Here is a 767-nt window from a genome sequence, read left to right on the forward strand (position 1 = left end):
GCTGCCAGTCCCGCCGGGTGTCGGCCACCCGGGCGTGCGCCCTGGCGACCTTCACGACAGCCTTCCCACGGCGGTTGCTGCCCCGCTGTTTACGCGACAGGGCCTGTTGCAGCCGTTTGAGCTTGCGGGCCGCGCGGCGCAGGAACCTCGGCGCGGCCACCTTCGTGCCGTCCGACATGACCGCGAAGTGCGTCAGCCCCAGATCGATCCCCACCTCGGCGTCCACCTCGGGCAGCGGCTCGTCCTCGCTGGTCCGCACGACGAACGAGGCGAAGTACCGCCCGGCGGCGTCCCGGATGACCGTCACGGACGACGGGTCCGACGGCAACGACCGGGACCAGCGCACCGCCAGGTCGCCGATCCTCGGCAGCCGCAGACGACCGTTGTCCAGCACCGTGAACCGGGAATTACGGGTGAAACGGATCGCCTGCCGGTTGTCCTTACGGGACCGGAACCTCGGCGGCGCCACCTTCGCACCCTTGCGTCTGCCCGTGATCGAGGCGAAGAAGGTGCGGTACGCGGCGTTCAGGTCCGCGAGGGCCTGCTGCAACACCACCGCCGACACCTCGCCCAGCCACGCCCGCTCCGGAGTCACCTTGGCCCGCGTGATGACCCGCTTCGACAGCTCGGCGTCCGACACGTACGGCAGACCCTGCTCGTGGGCGGTCCGCCGGAGGCGCAGCCCGTCGTTGAACACCACCCGGGCGCATCCGAACGCCCGGGCCAGCGCGATCTGCTGGCCGGGTGTCGGGTAGACCCGGAACTGG

General features: G+C 71.1%; 1 protein-coding gene. It reads right to left on the reverse strand.

Annotated elements, in window-relative coordinates; translation table 11 throughout:
• Positions 1–767, reverse strand: a 767-nt coding sequence (locus ACXAHD_RS32260; RefSeq protein WP_475055196.1) for an RNA-guided endonuclease InsQ/TnpB family protein, incomplete at both ends; no start/stop codon positions are given.

It is taken from the genome of Micromonospora sp. ABR4_055 (assembly GCF_056160425.1).